The following is a 24,474-nucleotide window of genomic DNA, read 5'->3' on the forward strand; positions in this document are numbered from 1 at the left end:
TTGAAGAGACAGCAGTCAGCAAAAAATGCTGGCCTATATCACCCCTTACGCCACTTTCTTGGCCAAACCGAGATAGGTTTCGATCACGCGCGGATTCTGCGCCAGATCCGCCGCCGGCCCTTCGAGCACCAGTTCCCCGGTTTCAAGCACATAGCCGTAATCGGAAATCTGCAGCGCGGCGCGCGCATTCTGCTCGATCAGCAGTGTCGCCACGCCCGTCTGCCGCAGTGCGCTGATGATGTGGAAAATTTCCTTGACGATCAGCGGTGCGAGGCCAAGGCTCGGTTCGTCGAGCATCAGCAGATCGGGCTTGCCCATCAGCGCGCGGCCAACCGCCAACATCTGCCGCTCGCCACCGGACAGCGTGCCGGCCGCCTGCTTGCGGCGCTCCTTGAGTCGCGGAAACAGTTCGAATACCGGTTCGAGCTGGTCGAGAAAATTGCGCTCCCCTGCCCGTTTGCGCCGGTAAGCCCCGAGCAGGAGATTGTCTTCGACCGTCATCGATGCGAACAGCTCGCGCTTTTCCGGCACCAGACACATGCCACGTGCGACCCGCTTTTCGACCGGCACCGCACTGACGTCTTCACCCTGATAGTCGATCGCGCCCTTCGCATGACCGGAAGTCGGCAGCGCCCCCATGATCGCGTTCAGCAGCGTCGACTTGCCGGCACCGTTCGGACCGATCACCGACACGATCTGTCCTGGCCGCACCTTGATTGCCGCGCCGTGCAGCGCCTCGACCTTGCCGTAGCGGACCGACAGGTGGTTCACCTCGAGAACTGGCGTACTCGCCGCTACGCCGGCCGTGTTCACGTTTTCCATTACTCTACCCCGCCCAGATACGCTTCGAGCACCGCCGGATTCTGCTGGACATCCTGCGGCAGACCTTCGGCGATCCGCGTGCCGAATTCCATCACCACCAGCCGATCGGTCAGATTCATCACGAAATCCATGTCGTGTTCGACTAGCAGAATACTCATCCCTTCCGCCTTCAGGCGACGCAGCAGATCCGCCAGTTGCAGCTTTTCCTGATAACGTAGACCGGCCGCCGGCTCGTCGAGCAATAGCAGAGTCGGATCGCAGCACAGTGCGCGCGCAATTTCGAGAATCCGCTGCTGCCCCAGCGCGAGGCTGCCGGCTTCGTCGTACATATGCTGCTCGAGGCCGACACGGCGAATCTGCCGCGCCGCCTCGGCCATCAGCCGCGCCTCTTCGGCGCCATTCAGCCGCGCGATGCTGCGCCACACGCCCGCATGTCCACGCAGATGCGCGCCGATCGCGACGTTCTCGAGCACGGTCATGCCCGGCAGCAGCTTGACGTGCTGGAACGTCCGGCCGATGCCGCGCTTGACGATTTCACGTGAATTCAGCGCATCGATACGCTCGCCGCGGAACGTGATCTCGCCGCTCGTCGCCTGCAGCACGCCGGTCACGAGATTGAACGTCGTCGACTTGCCGGCACCGTTCGGCCCGATCAGGCCGATGATCTGCCCCGCTTTCACTTCGAAGCTCACGTCGTTCACCGCGACCAGGCCGCCGAACTGCTTGCGTGCCTTGTTCACTGTCAGCAGGTCCTCTCCGGCCCGCGGCTTGTTGCGTTGCGGCAGAGGCTCCGCATGTTCCGCCAGATGGGCACGCGGCCCACGCGGGAAAAAGCGCGCGACGAACGGCCACACGCCTTGTCGCGCGTATTGCAGCAGCAGCACCATCAGGATGCCGAATACGATCACTTCGAAGTTGCCGTTCTCGCCGAGCAGCTTCGGCAGCAGCGTCTGCAGATAGTCCTGCAGCACGGTCAGGATTGCCGCGCCGAGCACCGCGCCCCATACATGCGACACGCCGCCCACCACTGCCATGAACAGAAACTCGATGCCGTGGTTCAGGCCGAACGGCGTCGGATTCACCGCACGCTGAAGATGCGCGTACAGGAAGCCCGACACCGACGCGAGCACCGCCGCATAGACGAAGATCACGACGCGCATCCAGCCGGTATTGACGCCCATCGCCTCGGCCATCAGACCGCCGCCGCGCAGCGCGCGAATCGCGCGTCCCGGCCGGCTATTAAGCAGATTCTGAACAGAGACGACCGCGCCGAGCACGACGATCCAGATCAGGTAATAGATATGCCGCCCGGACTCGAGATCGATCCCAAAAACATTCAGCACCGGAATGCCATTGATGCCGTCGTACTTGCCGAGCATGTCGAGATTGCCGAACAGGTAGAACAACGCGAGTCCCCACGCGATCGTCCCAAGCGGCAGGAAGTGGCCGGACAGACGCATCGTCACGAGGCCGAGCATCAGCGCGATCAGCGCGGTCACGATGACGCCCACGATCAGCGCGAGCCACGGCGACACGCCGTAGTTCGTCGTCAGATATGCAGTCGCATAAGCGCCGATGCCGACGAACGCCGCCTGGCCGAAGCTCGTCATCCCGCCGATGCCGGTCAACAGCACGAGGCCGATCGCGACGATCGAATACAGGCCGATGTAGTTGAGCAGCGTGACCCAGTACTCGGGCACGTGAACCGGGTGCGGCAGCACCGGCAACGCGAACAGCACCACGAGAAACAACCAGAAGAACTTCTTTTGCATGATCCGTTTCATCGCGTCACTCCTCTTCCTCTTCGGCGTGCGGGCTCGCAAGACTGCGCCACAGCAGCACCGGGATGATCAGCGTGAACACGATCACTTCCTTATAAGCACTGGCCCAGAACGACGAATACGACTCCAGCAGGCCGACCAGAATCGAGCCGGCCGCCGCGAGCGGATAGCTGACCAGACCGCCGATGATCGCCCCGACGAAGCCCTTCAGGCCGATCAGGAAGCCCGAGTCGTAGTAGATCGTGGTGAGCGGCGCGACGAGGATGCCGCACAGCGCGCCGAGTCCCGCCGCGAGCGTGAACGCAAGGCGCCCCGCCTGGGTCGTGCCGATACCGACGAGGCGCGCGCCGAGCCGGTTCACCGACGTCGCGCGCAACGCCTTGCCTGAGATCGAGCGATCGAAGTACAGATACAGCGCGCCGATCAGCACGACGGCGGTGCCGATCACCCACAGGCTCTGGCCGGAAATGGACAGGCTGCCCACGTTGAACGTCGCGTCGGAAAACGCATTGGTGCGCGAGCCTTCCGCGCCGAACATCACGAGCCCGAGGCCGACCATCGCGAAATGCACGGCCACCGCGACGATCAGCAGCAGCAGCGTGGTCGCTTCCGCGATCGGTTCATAGGCGAACCGATAAACGAACGGCCCCATCGGAATCACGATCAGCAGCGTCAGCGCGATCTGCACGACCATCGGCAGCGGCTGCATGAAGATGCCGCGCGTGAGCGCGTACACAGCGATCGGGAACAGCAGATACTTCCCCGCCAGCACAGGCAGCGTGCGCGCCGCATGACGGCGCCGCTCCGCATGCCGCAGCACGGCCGCCGTCTCGACGACGAAGCACGCCGCGCCCATCGCCATCAGCAGCCAGCAGGTGGCCGGAAACTTCTGCGTCTGCAGTGCGGCGAGCGTCAATGCGCCGTACGAAACAAACTCGCCCTGCGGGATGAAGATCACCCGCGTCACGGAGAACACCAGCACCAGCGCAAGCGCGAGCAGCGCGTAGATCGCGCCGGTGGTGATGCCGTCCTGCGCGAGGATCGCCGCAATTGATAGATCCATACTTCCTCATCCTGAAGCGTCGAAATCGAAAAAACCGGGAAACAGTCGTGACAGCGCGGCTGCGTGGCCGTCCATCAACCTGCAATGCCTGAAAAAGGCAACCGCCGCGCCGTGATCCGGCGCGGCGGTCGATGCCATTGTCATCGAACACAATGGCAATGCGGCGTCATGCACCGCATGATTGCGCGAGAGGCGCGTACCGCTTGTTGTCGTTCGTTATTGCTCGTTGTGTTTAATCGTTCTGCAGCTTCCACTTGCCGTCGACGATCTGCACGATCACGCGCGCGCGCTGGTCGAGGCCGTTATGGTCGGTCGGCGTGGTGTTCATGATGCCGTGCGACACCGGCAGCTCCTTGATGTTTTCGAGCGCGCTGCGCAACGCTTCGCGGAACGCCGGCGTGCCCGGCTGCGCGGTCTTCAGCGCGACCGGAATCGCGGCCTGCAGCATCTGACCGGCATCCCATGCATGACCGCCGAAGGTCGCGACCGAACCCGCGCCATACGCCTTTTCGTATGCGTTCTTATAGGCTTCCGACGACTTCTTCACCGGATTCGAATCGGGCAACTGATCGACGACGAGAATCGGGCCAGCCGGCAGCAACTCGCCGTCGCAGTCCTTGCCGCACACACGCAGGAAGTCGTTATTCGCGACGCCGTGCGTCTGATAGATCTTGCCCTTGTAGCCACGCTCCTTCAGCGTCCTGGCCGGCAGCGCCGACGGCGTGCCCGAGCCCGCGATCAGCACCGCATCGGGATTCGCGCCCATCGTCTTGAGCACCTGGCCCGTCACCGATGCGTCAGTGCGGTTAAAGCGCTCGTTCGACACGATCTTCAGGTTGTGCGCCTTCGCCGCGGCGGCAAACGTCGTATTCCAGCTATCGCCGTATGCATCCGAGAAGCCGATGAAGCCGACCGTCTTCACGCCGTGGCGCGCCATGTAATCGGCGATTGCGTCGGCCATCAGGCTGTCGTTCTGCGGCGGTTTGAACGCCCATGCGCGCTTCGCGTCCATCGGCGAGATGATCGCGGCCGATGCCGCGAGCGAGATCACCGGCGTCTTGCCTTCGGCGGCGGGATCGAGCATTGCGAGCGCATTCGGCGTGACGGTCGAGCCGATGATCGCGTCGACGTGGTCTTCGTCGATCAGCTTGTGCGTGTTCTGCACGGCCTTGCTCGTATCGGACCCATCGTCGAGCACGATGTACTGCACCGTCTTGCCGCCGATCTCCTTCGGCAGCAACGCGATCGTGTTCTTCTCGGGAATTCCCAGCGATGCGGCCGGCCCCGTCGTGGATAGCGTCACGCCGATCTTCACCTGCGCGAACGCCGCACCCGCGCCGCACATCAGCGCCATCGCGATGCCGGTGCGTACCCATTGCCTAGTCTTTTTCATTGCGAGTCTCCAAACGCCTTGAAAAGCGCCTACCTGTAAACCGGCTTGATGGGCCGGGTGTTTGAATCCAGTTATCGGGTTTGGGTACGTGCGTGCCAAGCATGGTTTTCCCTGCCCGGCCCGAATACCTGCCCCGTTCTGTTGGGTACCGCTCCTCTCGCGTGTCGCGGCGGCGAATCAGCGTGATTCACCGCGCAGTTCCCACGAAGTGCCGTGGTTTCTCTGCCGCGGCTTTGTTTTGATCAATCACCCATTAACCACTAATATGTTAGTAGTTTGCGTTCTGCATCATCGACGGTCAAGCTAGCGTGCGCCAAATGCGGGTTTGTCCTGAAGCAGCGAAACCACACTTTTTCGGTACACGGGTAATAAAAAAGACGCGTCAACTGCACGCGTCTTTTCGATGAGGTCTCCTGGCGCTTTGCCTTCTCAGTTGTCGGCGAGCTTCCACTTGCCGTCGACGATCCGCACCATCACGCGCGCCCGCTGATCGAGACCGGCGTGGTCGTTCGCGCTCATGGTGAAGATGCCGTGCGACGCGGGCAGGTCTTTCGTGCCTTCGAGCGCGGCGCGCAGCGCCTCGCGGAATGCCGGCGTGCCGGGCTGGCCCTTCTTCAGCGCGAGCGGAATCGCATGTTGCAGCAGCAGGCCCGCGTCCCATGCGTGACCGCCGAACGTCGACACCGAACCCGCGCCGTAAGCCGCTTCATACGCGTGCTTGTACGCAAGCGAGGTCTTCTTCACAGGATTCGAATCGGGCAGTTGATCCGCGACCAGTAGCGGGCCGGCCGGCAGCCACGTGCCTTCGCAATCCTTGCCGCACACGCGCAGGAAGTCGTTGTTCGCGACACCGTGCGTCTGATAGTACTTGCCCTTGTAGCCGCGCTCCCTGAGCGTCTTCTGCGGCAGCGCGGCCGGTGTGCCCGCCCCCGCGATCAGCACCGCGTCCGGGTTCTGCGACATCATCTTCAGCACCTGGCCCGTGACCGATGCATCGTTGCGCGCGAAACGTTCGTTTGCGACGACCTTGATCTTCGCGAGATCGGCGGCCTTGCTGAACTCCTTGAACCAGCTTTCGCCATACGCGTCGGAAAAGCCGATGAACGCGACGGTTTTCACCCCGTGATTCGCCATGTGCTGCGCGATTGCGGTGGCCATCAGGATGTCGTTCTGCGGCGTCTTGAAGACCCACGCGCGCTTCGCGTCCATCGGCTCGACGATGCCCGCGGCCGCGGCCATCGAGATCATCGGCGTGGACGTTTCGGCGGCGACGTCGATCATCGCGAGCGAGTTCGGCACGACGGTCGAGCCGATCAGTGCGTCGACGTGATCTTCGCTGGTGAGCTTGCGGGCGTTCTTGACCGCCTGGGTGGAATCGGTCGCGTCGTCGAGCACGATGTAGTCGATTTTCTGGCCCGCTACTTCCTTCGGCAGCAACGCAATCGTGTTCTTTTCCGGAATACCGAGCGAGGCGGCCGGCCCCGTTGCCGACACGGTGACGCCGATTTTCACGTCCGCGAATGCATGGCTGCTCCATGCGGTCGATACCCCGGTGGCGACCAATGCCGCGCTGATCCAACGCAATGCCGACTTCATCCTGCTCCTCTATTAACCCCGTTATTCAATTGAATTTAAATCCGTGGATTTAAATGCCGACCCAGCGGTCGCTGAATGGCGAGTTTAGCGGACGCTCGCGCCGTGCCGCAAGCGTTTTGCAGGGTAGTGACGTGTAAATGCTGCGTCATCCAGCGAATAAAAAATGGCCGCCAGATTAGCAAAGGAATTTCGCCGCTTTTTTGAAAAGCGCAAATAAAAAGCGCCGTTGGATATCAATCCAACGGCGCTTTCGTCTGGGCACTGAGTGCCTCAATTGTCTCCTCGTTCTCCACCTGCAAATTCGTGGTGCATCAGAACTGCATGAAGGTTAAACGACCGTCTGGGCAGCAACAACTAGCAATTACCCTAGTGGTGCATTGCGGCACTAAATTGGGGCGCGCTGGGCATGGCGAGCCAGTATGCCGCGAGCCGTTCGCGAAGACGCCCATTTTAACGGGGTTTGAGCTCTTTCAATTAGATTGGATGTCGAATCAACCCGATATCGCACTGCACCAGGAATAGGGTGTTACGCACGACATCACGCACGCAGTGGCCGCACGCGCGCGACGATCTCGCCGACGATGCCGCGCCGGAAAGCCAGCACGCAGGCGATGAAAATCAGCCCCGTCACGATCGTCACCGACTCGCCGAGCGAGCGGAACCAGTCGATGCCCGTAACCGACGCCAGCGCGGAGCCGATATCGCCGAGCCGGTCCTCGAGCGAGACGATCAGCGCGGCGCCGAGCAACGGGCCGAACAGCGTGCCCATGCCGCCCACCAGTGTCATCAGGATCACGAGACCGGACATGGTCCAGTACGCATCGCTCAACGTTTCGAAGCCTTGCACCAGCACTTTGAGCGACCCCGCCAGACCCGCGAGTCCCGCCGACAGAATGAACGCGAGCAGCTTGAAGCGATCGGTGTCGTAGCCGAGCGACACCGCGCGCGGCTCGTTCTCCTTGATCGCGACCAGCACCTGCCCGAACGGCGAATGCACGATCCGCACGATCAACAGGAACGCCGCGACGATCACCGCCAGCACGACGAAATAGAGCGCGATATCCGAAGACAGGTCGAGCAGCCCGAACAGCTTGCCGCGCGGCACGCCTTGCAGCCCGTCCTCGCCGTGCGTGAACGGCGCCTGCAGGAACACGAAGTAGACCATCTGCGCGAGCGCGAGCGTCACCATCGCAAAGTAGATGCCCTGGCGGCGGATCGCGAAGAAACCGACGACGAGCCCGAGCAGCGTCGCGGCCGCGGTGCCGCTCAGCACGCCGAGCTCGGGCGAAAAGCCGAGCGTCTGCATCGCATAGCCGGTCACGTAGCCGGCCGACGCGAGAAACATCGCATGGCCAAACGACAGCAGTCCGGTATAGCCGATCAGCAGATTGAACGCGGCCGCGAACAGCGCGAAGCACAGCACCTTCATCACGAAGAGCGGATAGATACCGAGCAGCGGCACCGCGAGCAGCAAGACCAGCAGCAGACCGTAGAGCACTTTTCTCTGCATCATTTTTCCCTGCCGAAGAGACCCGCCGGACGCACGAGCAGCACGAGCGCCATGATCACGAAGACGACGGTCGCCGACGCCTCCGGGTAGTACACACGCGTCAGCCCTTCGATCACGCCGAGCATCAGGCCGGTGAGGATCGAGCCCATGATCGAACCCATGCCGCCGATCACGACCACCGCGAACACGGTGATGATCATCGACTGCCCCATCAGCGGCGAGACCTGGATGACCGGCGCGGCGAGCACGCCGGCAAACGCCGCGAGCGCAACGCCGAAGCCGTAGGTCAGCGTGATCATCAGCGGCACGTTGACGCCGAACGCCTCAACGAGCTTCGGGTTTTCGGTGCCCGCGCGCAGGTACGCGCCGAGGCGCGTCTTCTCGATCACGAACCACGTCGCGAAACACACGACGAGCGACGCGACGACGACCCATGCGCGATAGTTCGGCAGGAACATGAAACCGAGATTGGTCGCGCCGGAGAGCGCCGACGGCACGTCGTACGGCTGGCCCGACGAACCGTAGATCGAATGGAATACGCCTTCGATCACGAGCGTGAGGCCGAACGTGAGCAACAGACCGTACAGATGATCGAGCTTGTAGAGCCAGCGCAGCATCGAGCGCTCGATCACGATGCCAAGAAGCCCGACGACCAGCGGCGCGACCACGAGCATCACCCAGTACGGCAGATTGAAATACGACAGCCCCATCCACGCGAGCATCGCGCCGAGCATGAACAGCGCGCCATGCGCGAAGTTGATCACGTTGAGCAGGCCGAAAATGACCGCCAGCCCAAGGCTCAGAATCGCGTAGAACGAGCCGTTCACGAGCCCGAGCAGAAGCTGGCTCAGCATCGCCGGTAGCGGAACGCCAAAGATGTCCATTGAAGCCCTTAGCCCTTCAGACCATCGTCAAGGTGAGGTAGGTCGCGCGCGATCCAGCAGGCGCGCGGCGGACGGCCATAACGCCCATTCGCCCATTAACGGCCATTACTTCTTTTGCCCACGGCGCGTGCGACACGTGCGCCGCGCGCGGCGGATGAAACGGCTCACCGCCGGCGCTTCCTCACTCCTCATGAGCAAGCGGCCGGCGATGTTTCAGACGGTCGCGCGGCGCGCGACCGCTTTTCCCAGGCCCGCGCTTATTTCCACAACGCGCAGCGGGTCTGCGCCTTGGTCGTGAACGCCTGCTCGCCCGGAATCGTCGCCATGATCTTGTAGTAGTCCCACGGCTCCTTCGATTCGGCCGGCGTCTTCACCTGCATCAGATACATGTCGTGGATCATGCTGCCGTCCTGGCGGATGTAGCCCTTCGCATAGAAGTCGTCGATCTTCGCCTTGTGCAGTTGCGCCATCACCTTGTCCGGATCGGTCGAGCCGACCGCCTGCACCGCCTTCAGGTAGTTCATCGTCGCCGAGTAATCCGCGGCCTGCAGGCTCGACGGCATCTTCTTCATCTTGTCGAAGTAGCGCTGCGACCACTTGCGCGTGTCGGCGTTCTTGTTCCAGTACCAGCTATCGGTCAGCACGAGGCCTTGCGTGGTCTCCAGACCGAGGCTGTGCACGTCGTCGATGAACATCAGCAACGCGGCGAGCTTCATCGTCTTCGTGATGCCGAATTCCTTCGCGGCCTTGATCGCATTGATCGTGTCGCCGCCGGCATTCGCGAGACCGAGGATCTGCGCCTTCGACGCCTGCGCCTGCAGCAGGAACGACGAGAAATCCGACGCCGACAGCGGATGACGCACCGCGCCGAGCACCTGACCGCCGTTCGCCTTCACGACGTCGGAAGTCGCTTTTTCGAGCGCCTTGCCGAACGCGTAATCGGCGGTCAGGAAGTACCACGTTTTGCCGCCCTGCTTCGTCACCGCCGAGCCGGTGCCGTTCGCGAGCGCGGTCGTGTCGTACGCGTAGTGGATCGTGTACGGCGTGCATTGCTCGTTGGTCAGCGTATCGGCGCCGGCGCCGACGTTGATGTAGACCTTGTGCTTCTCGCCCGCGACGGTGTTCATCGAGAGCCCGGTGGCCGAGTTCGTGCCGCCGATCAGCATGTCGACGCCGTCGCGGTCGAACCATTCACGCGCGCGCGACGCGGCGATGTCCGCCTTGTTCTGGTGGTCCGCGTACAGCACGGTGATCGGCTTGCCGTTGACCTTGCCGCCGAAATCGGCGACCGCCATGCGGATCGCTTCAAGACCGCCCTGCCCGTCGATATCCGCGTACAGCCCCGACATGTCGGTGATGAAGCCGATCTTCACGGCATCGTCGGCCGCTTGCGCGCTGCCCAACGTCAGTGCGGTGCCGGCGGCGACCGCGAAACAGAGTGAGGCAAGCCGCGCGAGTGGGTTCTTTTTCATGTGCGTCTCCAGGTTGTTCGCTTGTGGTTATCAGAGGCAATCGGGCACCTGCGAATGTGTCCGCATACGTGTCCGAATGTGTGTTTATACGCCCAGCAAATCGTGCAGCACCGGCATCTTGCCTTCGAGCTCGTTCGCCTCGAAGTGCTCGACGATCGTGCCATGCTCCATCACATAGAAACGGTCGGCGAGCGGCGCGGCGAAGCGGAAGTTCTGTTCGACCATCACGATCGTGTAGCCGCGCCCTTTCAGCGTGACGATCATGCGCGCGAGCGCCTGCACGATCACCGGCGCGAGTCCTTCCGAGATTTCATCGAGCAGCAGCAGATTCGCGCCGGTACGCAGAATCCGCGCGACCGCGAGCATCTGCTGCTCGCCGCCCGAGAGCCGCGTGCCCTGGCTCATGCGGCGTTCGCGCAGATTCGGGAACATCGCGTAGATTTCGTCGAGTGACATCATGTGCGCCTTGTCGCCGATCGGCGGCGGCAGCAGCAGGTTTTCCTCGCACGACAGACTCGAGAAAATGCCGCGCTCTTCCGGGCAATAACCGATGCCGCAATGCGCGATGCGATGCGTGGGCAGCTCGATCGTTTCGCGTCCGCCGATGCGGATCGAACCGGTGCGCCGCCCCGTGAGACCCATGATCGCGCGCAGCGTCGTAGTGCGTCCCGCGCCATTGCGCCCGAGCAGCGTGACGACCTCGCCGCGGCCGACCGTCAGATCGACGCCGTGCAGAATGTGGGATTCCCCGTACCAGGCTTGCAGTCCCGCGATCTCCAGCGCGGGTACGCCGTTTTTCGTTTCGCTCACTTCGAGGCCTTCGCGCTCGACAGTCGTATTCATGCGTGGGCTCCGGCGAGCGCCGCGTCGGCGCTGCCCATATAGGCTTGCATCACGAGCGGATTCTTCGACACTTCCGCGTAGCTGCCTTCGGCCAGCACTTCACCCCGTTGCAGTACGGTGATCGTGTCGGAGATGCCGGCGATCACGTTCATGTTGTGCTCGACCATCAGGATCGTGCGGCCCGCCGATACTTTCTTGATCAACGCGGTCACGCGGTCGACGTCTTCGTGGCCCATGCCTTGCGTCGGTTCGTCGAGCAGCATCAGTTCCGGTTCCATTGCAAGTGTCGTGGCGATTTCGAGCGCGCGCTTGCGCCCGTATGCGAGTTCGACGGTCAATACGTCGGCGAAATCGGTCAGGCCGACCTGGGTGAGCAGATCCATCGCGCGATCGTTCAGACGCCGCAGCGTGCGCTCGCTCTTCCAGAAGTGAAACGCGGTGCCGAGCGAGCGCTGCAGACCGACGCGCACGTTCTGCAATGCCGTCAGATGCGGAAATACCGCGGAAATCTGGAACGAACGGATGATGCCGCGCCGCGCGATCTGCGCGGGACGCTCGCCGGTGATATCGAGGCCGTTGAAAACGATCTGACCCGCAGTGGGCTCGAGAAATTTGGTGAGCAGATTGAAGCAGGTGGTCTTGCCCGCCCCGTTGGGGCCGATCAGCGCATGGATCGAGCCACGGCGCACGCGCAGGTTCACGCCGTTCACGGCGACAAAGCCTTTGAACTCGCGGGTGAGGCCGCGCGTTTCGAGAATCGTATCGCCGAGAATCATGTTCCCTTCCATACGGAGTAAGGCGAAGCATTACGATCTTTCCGCGCGAAACTCTGCGCGACTTTTTATGACGGCGGCACCCCCTGCCGCTCGTTGGCGTACTGCACCAATCCGGACGGTAATCCATGGCGCGGCACGCAGCATGGCTGTCATTGTCGCGCCAATGATGCAGCGCATTCATTGGGATTTGCACTTAGTGGATGAGGCCCGCGCCGTGCGTGCGCGATGCGCGCCGCACCGCGCCGCGGCAAACATGACCGATGCGGTGCATGACGCGCCCACTGTTCCGCGCTTCATGTCACACAGCGGACATCGACGCAGTCGCGCCGCTTTGCGCGGACACGCTGCCGCCCACGCGCGCGCGGCGGTCCTCGCGAATCATGTCGCTCGCGCGCTCGGCGATCATCAGCGTCGGCGAATTGGTGTTGCCCGACGTGATGTTCGGCATCACCGACGCATCGACGACACGCAAGCCCTCGACGCCGATAACGCGTAGCCGGTTGTCGACCACCGCGGCGGGATCGTCGGTCGTGCCCATGCGGCAGGTGCCGACCGGATGGAAGATCGTCGTGCCGACCGCGCCCGCGGCCTGCTGCAATTCCTCTTCGCTCTGGTACTGGATGCCCGGCAGAATCTCCCGCGGCTGATAGCGCGCGAGCGCGGGCGCGGCAGCGATGCGGCGCGTGAGACGCAGCGCATTCGCGGCCACGTGGCGGTCATAGTCGGTCGACAGATAGTTCGGCGCGATCGACGGCGGCGCGGATGGATCGGCGCAAGCGATATGGATGCTGCCGCGCGAGGTCGGACGCAACTGACACACCGACGCGGTGAATGCATTGAAGCGGTGCAGCGGTTCGCCGAAGCGATCGAGCGACAGCGGCTGCACGTGATACTCGAGATCGGGTCGCGTGAGCGATTGGTCGTCGGGATCGGACTTCGCGAATGCGCCGAGTTGCGACGGCGACATCGACATCGGCCCGCTCTGGAACAGCGCGTACTGCACGCCGATCATCAGCTTGCCCCACCAGTGCGCGGCCATCGTATTGAGCGTGCGCACGCCCTGCACCTGATAAGCCATGCGCAGTTGCAGATGGTCCTGCAGGTTTTCGCCGACCCCGCGCAGATCATGGACGACCTCGATGCCGAGATTTTGCAGACGCGCGCCGTTGCCGACACCGGACAGTTCGAGCAATTGTGGCGAGTTGACCGCGCCCGAAGAAAGGATGACTTCGCAACGAGCCCTGGCGAGATAGTCGACGTCGCCGCCACGGTATTCGACTCCCGTGCAACGGCGTCCTTCGAACACGACGCGCTGCGTGTGCGCGCCGGTAATGACCGTGAGATTCGGCCGCTTCAGCGCGGGCCGCAAAAACGCCTTCGACGCATTCCAGCGAATGCCGCGCTTCTGGTTGACGTCGAAATAACCGACGCCGGTGTTGTCGCCGCGATTGAAGTCGGCCGTCGCGGGAATGCCGGTTTGCTGCGCGGCTTGCGCGAACTCTTCGAGAATCTTCCATTTGAGGCGCTGTTTCTCGACGCGCCACGGACCGCCCGCGCCATGCGCTTCGTTGGCGCCGCCGTAATGATCTTCGCTGCGCCTGAAAACCGGCAGCACCGCGTTCCACGACCAGGCGCCGTCGTTCGTCACGCGCGCCCATTCGTCGTAGTCTTCGCGCTGCCCGCGCATATAGATCATGCCGTTGATCGACGAGCTGCCGCCCAATACGCGGCCCCGCGGATACGACAACGCGCGGCCGTTGAGGCCCGGTTCGGCTTGCGTCTTATAGAGCCAGTCCGTGCGCGGATTGCCGATGCAGTACAGATAGCCGACCGGTACGTGAATCCAGTGATAGTCGTCCTTGCCGCCTGCTTCGAGCAGCAGCACGCGCATATTCGGATCCTCGGACAGCCGGTTTGCCAGCACGCAACCCGCGGTGCCCGCGCCGACAATGATGTAGTCGAATTCGCCTTCGAGCCGCCGCGCGGCCACCTGCGTCGTTTCCGGGTGACTCATCGTCCAGTCTCCTAAGCATTTTTCCCGCGCACGCGGGGATGCCACTCCCACGCGTGCGCGGCAACGGGCTTTTATTTTTGTTGCGCGCGCGTCCCGAGGACGCGCAGGCTGCCCGCGCGAACCGCCCGATTATTTGGCGACCGGCATCGTGAATTCGGCGCCCTTCGCGATGCTGTCGGGCCAGCGCTGCATGATGCTCTTGTAGCGCGTATAGAAGCGCACGCCTTCCTCGCCGTACGCGTGATGGTCGCCGAACAGCGATTTCTTCCAGCCGCCGAACGAATGCCATGCCATCGGCACCGGAATCGGCACGTTGATGCCGACCATGCCGATTTCGATCTGACGCGAGAACGCGCGCGCGACGCCGCCATCGGAGGTAAACAACGACACGCCGTTGGCAAACTGATTCGCGTTGATCAGCTCGACCGCGGACGCGAAGTCCGGCACGCGCACCACGCACAGCACCGGCCCGAAAATCTCCTCGCGGTAGATCTTCATGTCGGTCGATACGTTATCGAACAGCGTGCCGCCGAGAAAGAAGCCCTTCTCGTGCCCGGCCACCTGGTGAGCGCGCCCGTCGACGACGAGCTTCGCGCCCGCCGCGACGCCGGCGTCGATATAGCCGACCACCTTGTCGCGATGCGCGCCCGTCACGAGCGGTCCCATCTCGGCCGCCGCTTCCATGCCGTTCAGGATCTTCAGGCTCTTCACGCGCGGCGTCAGACGCTCGATCAGTTCGTCGGCGATATGACCCACCGCGACCGCGACCGAAATCGCCATGCAGCGCTCGCCGGCCGAACCGTAGGCGGCACCGATCAATGCGTCGACGGCCTGGTCGAGATCGGCGTCGGGCATCACGACGAGGTGATTCTTCGCCCCGCCGAGCGCCTGCACGCGCTTGCCGTGCTTCGTGCCTTCCGTATAGATGTATTCGGCAATCGGCGTGGAGCCGACGAACGACAGCGCGCTCACGTCCGGATGCACGAGCAGCGCATCGACCGCGACCTTGTCGCCGTGCACGACGTTGAACACGCCGTCCGGCAAACCCGCTTCCCTCAGCAATTCGGCAAGCCGGTTCGACGCGGACGGATCGCGCTCGGACGGTTTCAGCACGAAGGTGTTGCCGCACGCGATCGCGACGGGGAACATCCAGCACGGCACCATCATCGGGAAGTTGAACGGCGTGATGCCGGCGACCACGCCGAGCGGCTGACGCAGGTTCCAGTTGTCGATGCCGCCGCCGATCTGATCGGTGAAATCGGTCTTCAGCAGATTCGGAATGCCGCACGCGAATTCGACGACTTCGATGCCGCGCATCACTTCGCCCTTCGCATCGGAAAACACCTTGCCGTGCTCGCGCGTGATCAGCTCCGCGAGTTCGTCGTGATGACGGTCGAGCAATTCCTTGAACTTGAACAGCACCCGCGCCCGTTTGATCGGCGCGGTTTCGCTCCATGCGGGGAACGCGGCTTTGGCGGCGGCGACCGCGGCGTCCACCTCGGCGACGCTCGCGAGTGGCACCCGCGTACTGACGCTGCCGAGCGCCGGATTGAAGACGTCGCCGAAACGGCCGCTCGTGCCCTCGAGGGCCTTGCCGTTGATGACATGGCTCAACGCGCGCGCGCCCGTCGTGCCGCGCACGGTGTCGTCCTGATGTGTCTCGCTCATCTCGTTCCTCTTCCCGTGAAATCTTCCGCTCCGCGCCATAACTGTCGAAGAGCTTGCCAGACGCCAAGCGTACGGCGCTTCGGAGCGACAAATCCAATGAGTAATGCTCAACTGCGCTATAAGCCGCGCTAATATCAGCGTTATGGATCTGACTCTACTCCGGGCCTTCATGACAGTCGCTCGCGAGGGCAACCTCACGCGCGCGGCGGTGCAACTGCACCTGACCCAACCCGCCGTCAGCCTGCAAATCAAGCATTTGCAGGAGACGCTCGGCGTGACGCTGTTCACGCGGACCTCGCACGGGCTCACGCTCACACGCGACGGCCAGGCGCTCCTGCCGCATGCCGAACGCGCGCTCGGCGCGGCGGCCGACGTCGAACGCGCCGCGCAATCGCTGCGCCAGGAAGTGCGCGGACGGCTGCGCATCGGCACGATTCTCGACCCCCAATTCCTGCGCCTCGGCGGCTTCCTGAAGCAGCTCGTCGAAACCTGGCCGCAGATCGAAACCGCGCTGCGTCATGGCATGTCGGGCTGGGTGCTCGAGCAGATTCGCGCGGGCGAACTCGACGTCGGTTACTACATCGGCCTGCCGTCCAACGACGACGCGCGCGACGGCTCCGCGTTCCACGCGGTCACGCTCACGCACTTCCAGTACCGCGTACTCGCGCCGGCCGGCTGGAAAGACCGCGTGAAGGGCGCGCGCGACTGGCGCTCGCTCGCCGCGCTGCCGTGGATCTGGACGCCGCCCGCGTCCGCGCACAACCGGCTGCTGTCGCGCTGCTTCGGCGAGGCGGGCGTGAAGCCCGTCAAGGTGGCGGAAGTGGACCAGGAGCCGTCGATGCTCGATCTGGTCAAGTCGGGGGTCGGCCTGACGCTCGCGCGCGATGCCACCGCGCTCGCCGAAGCGCATGCGCACGCGCTGACGATCGTCGAGGGGATCACGGTGCCGACCCAGCTCAGCTTTATCACGCTCGACGAGCGCAAGGACGAGCCGGCGATCGCCGCCGCGTTGAAGCTGATCGAACAGCAGTGGGCCAATTGAGCGGGGGCACTCTCCCGGGCGGGCGGCGGGTTCGGTACGCGCCACGCGGCGCTTCGCGATATGAGCTGCGCTAATGCCATGCGGGCGCGGCACACTGCGCAACCCAGCGGCTCGTGCATCGACACGCGATCCGCCAACGCCGCTCCTACCCGCCCCCACACCTGAAACCATGCTGTCACAAAGTTTTTGCTAGATTGAGGGCTTGCGCGCGCGCACCGGCCTCGCACCGTTTTTCCGTTCCGCCCAACTTAGTCCTTCCCGGCAGCTTCGCCCCGGCAACCCCGGAAGCCGCCGACCCTCGATCCATCGACAGGAGCCTGACATGGCACGCAACATCGAAATCAAAGCCCGCGCCCAGCATTTCGAGCAACTGCGCGAGCGCGCGGCGCAGCTCGCGACGGAGGCGCCGCTGATCTTCCGCCAGCAGGACTTTTTCTACGACGTGCCGCGCGGCCGCCTGAAGCTGCGCCAGTTCGAAGACGGCACGCCGGCCGAGCTGATCTTCTACCAGCGCGACGATCGCGACGGTCCGAAGGCGTCGTACTACACGCGCAGTCCGGTGACGAATCCCGAAGCGATGCACGCGCTGCTCGCGACCGCGCTGACCACGCGCGGCATCGTTACGAAGGAGCGGCATGTGTATCTGAGCGGGCGCACGCGGATTCATCTGGATCGCGTCGACGGTCTCGGCGATTTCGTCGAACTCGAAGTCGTGCTCGCGCAGGATGACGACGAAGAAGGCGGCCACGCCGAAGCGCATGCGATGTTCAGGAGCCTCGGCGTGTCGGAAGCGGATCTGGTGCCGGTCGCTTATGTGGATCTGCTGAACCAGCAAGGCGAGCCGAAGCAGGCCGCATGAGTTTCACGCGAACACGGGCCGCGGCATCGGATGGACGGCATCAGCCCGCCGCCGCCCCCGGCGCCAGATGACCTAGCGGCAACGGCCCGTTGCGCTTGAACGTGGTCAGCACGATATTGGAGCGCACGCTGTCGACGCCCGGCACGCGCATCAGCTTCTTCATCACGAAGGTGGACAGGTAGTTCAGATCCGGCGCGACGATGCGCAGCAGATAATCGGCGTCGCCGACCACCGCATGACATTCGAGCACTTCGGGCAGCACGTCGATCTGCTGCTGGAACTGCTCGATGATCGAATCGCCGTGATGCTTCAACTTGAGGCTCGTGAAAGCGGTGACGCCGAGGCCGAGCTTTTCCGGCCGCAGCACGACGCGATAGCCGTCCACGACGCCCACCTGTTCCAGCCGTTGCAAACGCCGGCCGATCTGCGACGGCGACAACGGTATCTGCTCGGCAAGCTGCTGATGCGTGGCGCGACCGAAGCGCTGCAACACGTCGAGCAGCGCGAGATCGAAGTGATCGAGTTCCAGCATGTTTGAATTCCGCATTGAATCGCCATTTGATGCAGGATTATTGCATGCAATCGCAATGTGACGCCAATCTTGCGCCCCTCCCGCGTGACACCCGCTCTACACTTGCATTCATCTGATGCAATTCGCGTTAAGCGCAGCTTTCCCATGTCCACCGCCACCAGCACCGCCAACACAGCCCGGCTGAAAGCGCAGTTCGACGCCGGCCTCGAAACTCGCGCCGATTTCACGATCGACCAGCCACTCGCACGCTACGGCACCGTCGATCACGCGGTCTGGCGGCAGTTGTATGCCCGGCAAACGGCGTTGCTCGAGGGCCGCGTGTGCGACGAATTCCTCACTGGGCTCGCGCGCATCGGTATGCCGGCCGACCGCGTGCCCTCGTTCGACAACGTCAACGCGAAGCTCACACCCGCAACCGGCTGGCGCATCGTCGCGGTGCCCGGCCTCGTGCCGGACCACGTCTTTTTCGAGCACCTCGCGAACCGTCGTTTTCCGGTGACGTGGTGGATGCGCCGCCCGGATCAGCTCGACTATCTGCAGGAACCCGACTGCTTCCACGACCTGTTCGGCCACGTGCCGCTGCTGATCGACCCGGTATTCGCCGACTATATGCACGCATACGGCCGCGCCGCGCTCGCGGCCAGCGACGCCGGCGCGCTGCCGCTGCTCGCGCGGCTTTATTGGTACACAGTGGAGTTCGGTCTGATCCGCGACGACGCCAGTCCGAACGGCGTGAAGATCTACGGCGCGGGCATCATATCGAGCAGGGGCGAGACGCTCTACAGCCAGCAGAGCGCCGCGCCGAACCGGCTCGGCTTCGACCTCGAACGCGTAATGCGCACGCGCTATCGCATCGACACGTTCCAGAAAACCTACTTCGTAATCGATGACTTCGCGCAACTCTTCGACGTCGCGCAAACCGATTTCGCGCCGCTGCTGGCGAAGCTCGCCGTGGCGCCCACATGCGCGGCCGGCGATGTATTCGACAGCGATTGCGTGATCACGCGCGGCTCGCGCGAAGGCTGGCAAACCAGCGGCGACGTTTGAGCCAGCGCCCGCGCGGCATACGTGAAAAAATGACGGATGCGCACGCCCGCCGGCGCGCGCGTTCGACCTGTGAGGTGATGCGATGATTCAGAAACTGACTTCCGGGGAACGTACCCAGCAACTGGCGAAGCTCGAGGGCTGGCAAGCGGTCGCGAACCGCGACGCGATCCAGCGGACCTTCAAGTTCGCCGATTTCAACGAGGCTTTCGGCTTCATGACGCGCGTGGCGATCAAGGCACAGGAAATGGATCACCACCCCGAGTGGTTCAACGTCTACAACAAGGTGGACATCACGCTGTCCACGCACGAAGCGAACGGCGTAACCGAGCGCGACATCGAACTCGCATCGTTTATCGACAGTATTGCCGTGTAATACAAAAAATTCGCGGCGTTGTACGCGTATTTATATGCCGGACTGCGCGCAATCGGGCCAGAATGAAAGGGCAATGCAGGCAATTCCCCCTGCAAACCTTCAGTTCTACAGGCTAGTATTAAGTCGAACGTAAGACTCCCACGCCTGCTTTGCGAGAGGGTCTAAACGATCCGGTGATAGCGACTGCTGACGCTGTACAATCAGCAGCGCATACGGCTTGGAGAGCGCGCTTGCCTCCTTGCACAGAACGAGTTCGTCGCCGCTCGAAGGTGAGCGGGCGCGCCAGAAGTTGATCGCGGCTTCCAGTTCGTGAATGCTGATCTCGGACATGACTTCGTGATGGCTCGAAGGCGCTTCAGGACGGCTCGATGGCTGCTTCGTGGCCCGTTACCGCCAATCCGGCACGGCCACGCCGCACGCTACCTGTGCAGCAGGCGCCCCGGCGAACCGCTTGCCCAAACGCCTAACCCATTGTACTTGAGCGAATTCCATGCGACTCCTTCTGATCGAAGATGACCGCCCCATCGCACGCGGCATCCAAAGCAGTCTCGAACAAGCCGGCTTCACCGTCGATATGGTCCACGACGGCATTTTTGCCGAACAGGCCCTCACGCAAAACCGTCACGAGCTGGTGATTCTCGACCTGGGTCTGCCGGGCATCGACGGCATGACGCTGCTCTCGCGCTTCCGCCAGAGCAACCGCCACACGCCGGTAATCATCCTGACCGCGCGCGACGAGCTGAACGACCGCGTGCAGGGTCTCAATTCCGGCGCCGACGACTACATGCTGAAGCCGTTCGAACCCGCCGAACTCGAAGCGCGCATTCGCGCGGTGATGCGCCGCAGCGGTCCGCACGGCGACATGCCGCGCCCCGAAGTGTCGTTGGGCGGTGTGCGGCTGTCGGGCGTCGATCGCCGCATCTTCAACGACGACAAGCCGCTCGAGCTGTCGCCGCGTGAATTCGCGGTGCTCGAAATGCTGCTGCTGCGTCACGGCCGCGTAGTCAGCAAGGCGCAGCTCCAGGATCACCTCACGCACTTCGGCGGCGATCTCGGCGATACCGCGATCGAAGTCTACGTGCACCGGGTACGTAAGAAACTCGAGAACTGCCGTGTCGAAATCGTCACCGTGCGTGGCTTCGGCTACCTGTTGCAGGAAATCCGCCAGGCCGCGTAATCGCCGTGAAGGCCGCGCATCGCGTCGCGGCCCGACGGCGCCGGTCCGGCGCCGCGTACCCGGTGCGTCCATGACGCACGGTGCGCGATCGGCCGGCATCTGGACTATTTCAGAGCGCGACGCACCGTTGTTACAGCGGCTGCCATCGCGGTTGCCCCCGTCCCGAGCGTACGATCATGCCCCAGCCGGCCGCCAATAGTCTGCGCCGCACGCTGCTGCGGCGCCTCGCTGCTCCCCTTTCGCTGCTCGCGCTGATGAGCGGCCTGATCGCTTACTGGCTTGCGTGGCAGTACACGCAGCACGTGGTCGACCGCTCGCTCGCCGACCTCGCCACCGCGATCTCCAAACAGATCCAGATTGCCGGACCGGAAGCGCCGATCACGGTGCCGCCGCTCGCGCAGGCGATGTTCTCCGATCCGGTCGAGCATCTGGTCTACCGGATCAGCACCGGCGACCGGGAAATCGCCGGCGACAACAATCTGCCGCTGCAAGGCACCAACGTGCGCCGCATGCACTACGCGTATGTATTCGAGACGCAGCACGAGGGCGTGACGGTACGCGTCGCTCAGGTGCGGGTCGATCAGCCGACCGGCAATCCGATCGTCGTCGAGGTGGGTCAGCCCGTGCATCACCGGTTCCGCATCGCCGCCGAGTTTCTGGTCGCGATCATGATGCCGCTGCTGTTGCTGCTGCTGGCCGGCTGGGTGATCGTATGGCGCGTCGTCAACCAGCAGCTCAATCCGCTGACCGCGCTCGCGGATTCGCTGAACCGGCAAACGCACACGTCGCTCGAACCGGTCGACGAGACCTTCGTGCCGGTCGAAATCCGTCCGCTCACCGGCGCGCTGAACGCGTTGCTCGACCGGTTGAAGGCCGCCCTCGAGGCGCAGCGCAAATTCATCGCCGACGCCGCGCATCAGTTGCGCACGCCGCTCACCGCGGTGAAGCTGCACGCCGAGCAGGCGGTTGTCGCGCGCGACCCGCAGCAGACGCTCGCCGCGGTGCGCGAGCTGCGCGCCGCCGCCGACCGCGCGGTGCGGCTGTCGAATCAGTTGCTGTCGCTCGCGCGCGCGGAGCCGGGCGAACAGGCGGCACGCTTCGTTACCGTCGATATGGCCGCGCTCGCGTTCGACACCGGCGCCGAATGGGTGCCGCGCGCGCTCGCCGTGCGGGTCGACCTCGGCTTCCAGCGCCTCGACGATCCGTCGAACGATCAGCCGCTGATGGCGCGCGGCAATCCGGTGCTGCTGCACGAGGTGATCGCGAATCTGCTCGATAACGCGCTCAAGTATGTGCCGCCGTCGCGCATGGACGGCGGCCGCATCACCGTGACGGTTTCGCAGACGCTGATCGACGACGTGCGCATGGCGGAGATCGTCGTCGAGGACAATGGGCCCGGCGTGCCGTATCCGCAGCAGGCGGACCTGTTCAAGCGGTTTTTCCGCGGCGACGGACAGAGCGAAGCCGGTGTGGACAGCGGCGCGGGTCTCGGCCTCGCGATCGTCCACGACATCATGGTGCTGCATCACGGCAGCGTGCACTACGAGGACGCGCCGGACGGCGGCGCACGATTTATCGTGCGAATTCCGTTGCTGCCGGTCAACGCGGCTGGCGGCGTTCCCACCGATTCCGACGCACGGCGACCGGCAAAAAAACCGGCGCACTCGGCGCCGGTGGATTTATAGCGCTCCTGTTGTAGCGCTATGAAGACTTGACGGGCCCATCCCTCATTTCTTCTTCGATTTCTTCGCCGACTTGCCCGGCTTATCCGTGGATTTGCCGGCCTTGCCCGATTTATCGGACTTGCCGCCGCCCTTGCCCTTCTCCGGCAGCGCCAGCATCGTGCCGCGGCACTTGCGTGCGCCGCAACGGCACTCGTATTCCTTCTTCAGTTTCTTCGTCTGACGCGCGTCGATCACGAGGCCATAGTCATAAAAGACTTCCTCGCCTTCCGCGATATCGCGCACCGCGTGAATGTACACGTGACCGTCGATTTCCTCGGCTTCGCAGTTCGGCGCGCACGAATGGTTGATCCAGCGCGCGCTATTGCCGTTCACCTTGCCGTCGATCACCTTGCCGCTGTCCAGCGCAAAGTAGAACGTGTGATTCGGTTCAGCCGGATTGTGCGGATGACGGCGCAACGCTTCTTTCCAGGAGATCCGCTCGCCCTTGTATTCGATCAGCCGCTCGCCGGCCGCAATCGGTTCGAGTGCAAACACGCCTTTGCCGTGTACACCCGAACGGCGCACGGCGATCCTGCGTGAATTCATTGAATGAATCCTTGTGAATAACGGGGAGATGAAGTTGAACAACCGTCAGACGCGCATCTTGCGCGCTGCTTTTTCTGACGCGAATAGCAAACGCGGCGCCCTGCGAGCGCCGCGTCCGTCGATTTGCGACGCGCAACGCGCCACAACCGGCATCCTACACGCTGGAGACGGCTTCGTTCAACCGTCACAAAACGCGTTCGCTCAACGTGCGGCACACGTCATCGTTGACCGAACGAAATGTCGCCGAACAGCGCCTTCTGGTCGCGCGGTTGCGAACGCCAGTACTGCGGCGGCGCCTCGACCGTGGCGCCGAGCTGCGCCGCCGCGTGCCACGGCCAGCGCGGGTTGTACAGCAGGCCGCGGGCCAGCGCGATCAGATCGGCGTCGCCCGCTTCGATCAGTTGCTCGGCATACAGCGGATCGGTAATGAGCCCGACGCCGATCGTCGTGAGACCGGTGGCATGCTTGACCGCCTTCGCGAACGGAATCTGATAGCCGGGTTCGAGCGGAATGCGCTGCAACGGCGACACCCCGCCCGACGACACGTCGATCCAGTCACAGCCGCGCTTTTCCAGTTCGTGCGCAAAGGCGATCGTGTCTTCGAGCGTCCAGCCGCCTTCGACCCAGTCGGTCGCCGACACGCGCACGCCGACCGGTTTGTCGGCCGGAAACGCGGCACGCACGATATCGAAGACCTCGAGTGGGAAACGCATGCGGTTTTCGAGCGAACCGCCATATTCGTCGTTACGCTGATTGGCGATCGGCGACAGGAACTGATGCAGCAGATAGCCGTGTGCCGCATGCACTTCGAGCGCATCGATACCGAGACGCGCGGCGCGCCGCGCCGATGCCGCGAACGCTTCGCGAATCCGGTTCAGGCCGCCGACGTCGAGCGCGAGCGGCGGCTCCTCGCCCGCCTTGTGCGGCAACGCCGACGGCGCATGCGGCAGCCACCCGCCTTGCGCCACCGGAATCAGTTGACCGCCTTCCCACGGCACATGGCTCGACGCCTTGCGGCCCGCATGCGCCAACTGCATCGTCACCTTGATATGCGAATGCTTGCGGATCGCGGCCAACACCGGCACGAGCGCGGCTTCGGTCGCATCGTCCCACAAGCCGAGATCGCCCGGTGTGATGCGGCCGCCCGGCTCGACCGCGGTCGCCTCGATAAACAGCATGGCCGCGCCGGACAACGCGAGGCTGCCGAGGTGGATCATGTGCCATGCGGTAGCCTCGCCACGTTCGGCGGAGTACTGGCACATCGGGGATACGACGATACGATTGGGAAGCGTCACGCTACGCAGCGTGAGCGGAGAGAAAAGCGCGCTCATGGATTCGCCCAGTGAAAACCC

The 24,474-nt window shown here is 63.6% G+C and carries 22 protein-coding genes; 6 read left to right on the top strand and 16 right to left on the bottom strand.

The genetic code is table 11. The features are described 5' to 3' along the window. Positions 1 to 45: 45 nt before the first annotated feature. The 12 genes from QM685_RS00640 to QM685_RS00695 all read right to left on the bottom strand — a co-directional run bounded on the left by QM685_RS00640 (position 46) and on the right by QM685_RS00695 (position 15,822). Complete coding sequence (locus QM685_RS00640; RefSeq protein ID WP_415111920.1) at positions 46 to 822, bottom strand: ABC transporter ATP-binding protein; 777 nt, start codon at positions 820 to 822, stop codon at positions 46 to 48. Further along, on the bottom strand, positions 822 to 2,606 hold the full coding sequence (locus tag QM685_RS00645) for an ATP-binding cassette domain-containing protein (protein ID WP_415111921.1): 1,785 nt from the start codon (positions 2,604 to 2,606) through the stop codon (positions 822 to 824). Before QM685_RS00645 ends, QM685_RS00640 begins: the two co-directional genes overlap by 1 nt. 4 nt (positions 2,607 to 2,610) lie before the next feature. Next, positions 2,611 to 3,666: a branched-chain amino acid ABC transporter permease gene (locus QM685_RS00650; RefSeq protein ID WP_415111922.1), complete on the bottom strand. Its 1,056-nt coding sequence runs from the start codon at positions 3,664 to 3,666 to the stop codon at positions 2,611 to 2,613. Between the two features lie 232 nt (positions 3,667 to 3,898). Next, entirely contained in the window at positions 3,899 to 5,059 is a 1,161-nt protein-coding gene (locus tag QM685_RS00655; RefSeq protein WP_415111923.1) for an ABC transporter substrate-binding protein, read from the bottom strand. Positions 5,060 to 5,488: 429 nt separating this feature from the next. Then, entirely contained in the window at positions 5,489 to 6,655 is a 1,167-nt protein-coding gene (locus QM685_RS00660; protein ID WP_415111924.1) for an ABC transporter substrate-binding protein, read from the bottom strand. A gap of 538 nt (positions 6,656 to 7,193) precedes the next feature. Then, complete coding sequence (locus tag QM685_RS00665) at positions 7,194 to 8,165, bottom strand: branched-chain amino acid ABC transporter permease (RefSeq protein WP_415112296.1); 972 nt, start codon at positions 8,163 to 8,165, stop codon at positions 7,194 to 7,196. Then, positions 8,165 to 9,049: a branched-chain amino acid ABC transporter permease gene (locus QM685_RS00670; RefSeq protein WP_415111925.1), complete on the bottom strand. Its 885-nt coding sequence runs from the start codon at positions 9,047 to 9,049 to the stop codon at positions 8,165 to 8,167. Before QM685_RS00670 ends, QM685_RS00665 begins: the two co-directional genes overlap by 1 nt. Positions 9,050 to 9,306: 257 nt before the next feature. Further along, a complete protein-coding gene (locus QM685_RS00675) occupies positions 9,307 to 10,521 on the bottom strand; it encodes an ABC transporter substrate-binding protein (protein ID WP_415111926.1) in 1,215 nt (404 codons plus the stop codon). A gap of 84 nt (positions 10,522 to 10,605) precedes the next feature. After that, entirely contained in the window at positions 10,606 to 11,364 is a 759-nt protein-coding gene (locus tag QM685_RS00680) for an ABC transporter ATP-binding protein (RefSeq protein ID WP_415111927.1), read from the bottom strand. Then, a complete protein-coding gene (locus QM685_RS00685) occupies positions 11,361 to 12,140 on the bottom strand; it encodes an ABC transporter ATP-binding protein (protein ID WP_415111928.1) in 780 nt (259 codons plus the stop codon). The genes QM685_RS00680 and QM685_RS00685 overlap by 4 nt, the downstream gene beginning before the upstream one ends. 298 nt (positions 12,141 to 12,438) lie before the next feature. Continuing rightward, a complete protein-coding gene (locus QM685_RS00690) occupies positions 12,439 to 14,154 on the bottom strand; it encodes a GMC family oxidoreductase (protein ID WP_415111929.1) in 1,716 nt (571 codons plus the stop codon). Between the two features lie 129 nt (positions 14,155 to 14,283). Then, positions 14,284 to 15,822: a CoA-acylating methylmalonate-semialdehyde dehydrogenase gene (locus QM685_RS00695; RefSeq protein WP_415111930.1), complete on the bottom strand. Its 1,539-nt coding sequence runs from the start codon at positions 15,820 to 15,822 to the stop codon at positions 14,284 to 14,286. A gap of 142 nt (positions 15,823 to 15,964) precedes the next feature. Between QM685_RS00695 and QM685_RS00700 the strand changes: the two genes are divergently transcribed. Together QM685_RS00700 and QM685_RS00705 are read left to right on the top strand one after the other, a co-directional pair. Beyond that, positions 15,965 to 16,864 (top strand): LysR substrate-binding domain-containing protein, encoded by a 900-nt coding sequence (locus QM685_RS00700; protein WP_415111931.1) that lies wholly within the window; start codon positions 15,965 to 15,967, stop codon positions 16,862 to 16,864. A 322-nt stretch (positions 16,865 to 17,186) separates the two neighbouring features. Then, positions 17,187 to 17,723 (top strand): class IV adenylate cyclase, encoded by a 537-nt coding sequence (locus QM685_RS00705; RefSeq protein ID WP_415111932.1) that lies wholly within the window; start codon positions 17,187 to 17,189, stop codon positions 17,721 to 17,723. A 40-nt stretch (positions 17,724 to 17,763) separates the two neighbouring features. On the opposite strand, the gene QM685_RS00710 is transcribed toward QM685_RS00705, so the two are convergent. After that, entirely contained in the window at positions 17,764 to 18,255 is a 492-nt protein-coding gene (locus QM685_RS00710; RefSeq protein WP_415111933.1) for an Lrp/AsnC family transcriptional regulator, read from the bottom strand. A gap of 144 nt (positions 18,256 to 18,399) precedes the next feature. Between QM685_RS00710 and phhA the strand changes: the two genes are divergently transcribed. Together phhA and QM685_RS00720 are read left to right on the top strand one after the other, a co-directional pair. After that, entirely contained in the window at positions 18,400 to 19,302 is a 903-nt protein-coding gene (phhA, locus tag QM685_RS00715; RefSeq protein WP_415111934.1) for a phenylalanine 4-monooxygenase, read from the top strand. 82 nt (positions 19,303 to 19,384) lie between these two features. Further along, positions 19,385 to 19,675, top strand: coding sequence for a 4a-hydroxytetrahydrobiopterin dehydratase (locus QM685_RS00720; protein ID WP_415111935.1), 291 nt, complete (start codon positions 19,385 to 19,387; stop codon positions 19,673 to 19,675). A 105-nt stretch (positions 19,676 to 19,780) separates the two neighbouring features. Here QM685_RS00720 and QM685_RS00725 read toward each other — a convergent pair whose 3' ends face one another. Beyond that, the gene (locus QM685_RS00725; RefSeq protein WP_233832945.1) at positions 19,781 to 20,005 is read right to left on the bottom strand and encodes a DUF3717 domain-containing protein; all 225 of its coding nucleotides are present in this window, start codon (positions 20,003 to 20,005) and stop codon (positions 19,781 to 19,783) included. A 160-nt stretch (positions 20,006 to 20,165) separates the two neighbouring features. Between QM685_RS00725 and QM685_RS00730 the strand changes: the two genes are divergently transcribed. Both QM685_RS00730 and QM685_RS00735 read left to right on the top strand, forming a co-directional pair. Further along, positions 20,166 to 20,852, top strand: a complete 687-nt coding sequence (locus QM685_RS00730; RefSeq protein ID WP_013090980.1) for a response regulator transcription factor — start codon at positions 20,166 to 20,168, stop codon at positions 20,850 to 20,852. Positions 20,853 to 21,028: 176 nt separating this feature from the next. Continuing rightward, positions 21,029 to 22,537 (top strand): sensor histidine kinase, encoded by a 1,509-nt coding sequence (locus QM685_RS00735; protein WP_415111936.1) that lies wholly within the window; start codon positions 21,029 to 21,031, stop codon positions 22,535 to 22,537. A gap of 42 nt (positions 22,538 to 22,579) precedes the next feature. Here QM685_RS00735 and QM685_RS00740 read toward each other — a convergent pair whose 3' ends face one another. Together QM685_RS00740 and QM685_RS00745 are read right to left on the bottom strand one after the other, a co-directional pair. Further along, positions 22,580 to 23,122, bottom strand: coding sequence for an SET domain-containing protein (locus tag QM685_RS00740; protein ID WP_415111937.1), 543 nt, complete (start codon positions 23,120 to 23,122; stop codon positions 22,580 to 22,582). A 218-nt stretch (positions 23,123 to 23,340) separates the two neighbouring features. After that, positions 23,341 to 24,453 (bottom strand): NADH:flavin oxidoreductase/NADH oxidase, encoded by a 1,113-nt coding sequence (locus tag QM685_RS00745; protein WP_415111938.1) that lies wholly within the window; start codon positions 24,451 to 24,453, stop codon positions 23,341 to 23,343. Between the last annotated feature and the right edge of the window lie 21 nt (positions 24,454 to 24,474).

Origin of the sequence: Paraburkholderia sp. (assembly GCF_047605525.1) — a bacterium.
In the GTDB taxonomy this organism is placed as follows: Bacteria; Pseudomonadota; Gammaproteobacteria; order Burkholderiales; family Burkholderiaceae; genus Paraburkholderia.

Coding starts and splice junctions, on each gene's coding strand:
- QM685_RS00640 (WP_415111920.1), bottom strand. CDS start 822: ATGGAAAACGTGAACACGGCCGGCGTAGCGGCGAGTACGCCAGTTCTC.
- QM685_RS00645 (WP_415111921.1), bottom strand. CDS start 2,606: ATGAAACGGATCATGCAAAAGAAGTTCTTCTGGTTGTTTCTCGTGGTG.
- QM685_RS00650 (WP_415111922.1), bottom strand. CDS start 3,666: ATGGATCTATCAATTGCGGCGATCCTCGCGCAGGACGGCATCACCACC.
- QM685_RS00655 (WP_415111923.1), bottom strand. CDS start 5,059: ATGAAAAAGACTAGGCAATGGGTACGCACCGGCATCGCGATGGCGCTG.
- QM685_RS00660 (WP_415111924.1), bottom strand. CDS start 6,655: ATGAAGTCGGCATTGCGTTGGATCAGCGCGGCATTGGTCGCCACCGGG.
- QM685_RS00665 (WP_415112296.1), bottom strand. CDS start 8,165: ATGCAGAGAAAAGTGCTCTACGGTCTGCTGCTGGTCTTGCTGCTCGCG.
- QM685_RS00670 (WP_415111925.1), bottom strand. CDS start 9,049: ATGGACATCTTTGGCGTTCCGCTACCGGCGATGCTGAGCCAGCTTCTG.
- QM685_RS00675 (WP_415111926.1), bottom strand. CDS start 10,521: ATGAAAAAGAACCCACTCGCGCGGCTTGCCTCACTCTGTTTCGCGGTC.
- QM685_RS00680 (WP_415111927.1), bottom strand. CDS start 11,364: ATGAATACGACTGTCGAGCGCGAAGGCCTCGAAGTGAGCGAAACGAAA.
- QM685_RS00685 (WP_415111928.1), bottom strand. CDS start 12,140: ATGATTCTCGGCGATACGATTCTCGAAACGCGCGGCCTCACCCGCGAG.
- QM685_RS00690 (WP_415111929.1), bottom strand. CDS start 14,154: ATGAGTCACCCGGAAACGACGCAGGTGGCCGCGCGGCGGCTCGAAGGC.
- QM685_RS00695 (WP_415111930.1), bottom strand. CDS start 15,822: ATGAGCGAGACACATCAGGACGACACCGTGCGCGGCACGACGGGCGCG.
- QM685_RS00700 (WP_415111931.1), top strand. CDS start 15,965: ATGGATCTGACTCTACTCCGGGCCTTCATGACAGTCGCTCGCGAGGGC.
- QM685_RS00705 (WP_415111932.1), top strand. CDS start 17,187: ATGGCACGCAACATCGAAATCAAAGCCCGCGCCCAGCATTTCGAGCAA.
- QM685_RS00710 (WP_415111933.1), bottom strand. CDS start 18,255: ATGCTGGAACTCGATCACTTCGATCTCGCGCTGCTCGACGTGTTGCAG.
- phhA (WP_415111934.1), top strand. CDS start 18,400: ATGTCCACCGCCACCAGCACCGCCAACACAGCCCGGCTGAAAGCGCAG.
- QM685_RS00720 (WP_415111935.1), top strand. CDS start 19,385: ATGATTCAGAAACTGACTTCCGGGGAACGTACCCAGCAACTGGCGAAG.
- QM685_RS00725 (WP_233832945.1), bottom strand. CDS start 20,005: ATGTCCGAGATCAGCATTCACGAACTGGAAGCCGCGATCAACTTCTGG.
- QM685_RS00730 (WP_013090980.1), top strand. CDS start 20,166: ATGCGACTCCTTCTGATCGAAGATGACCGCCCCATCGCACGCGGCATC.
- QM685_RS00735 (WP_415111936.1), top strand. CDS start 21,029: ATGCCCCAGCCGGCCGCCAATAGTCTGCGCCGCACGCTGCTGCGGCGC.
- QM685_RS00740 (WP_415111937.1), bottom strand. CDS start 23,122: ATGAATTCACGCAGGATCGCCGTGCGCCGTTCGGGTGTACACGGCAAA.
- QM685_RS00745 (WP_415111938.1), bottom strand. CDS start 24,453: ATGAGCGCGCTTTTCTCTCCGCTCACGCTGCGTAGCGTGACGCTTCCC.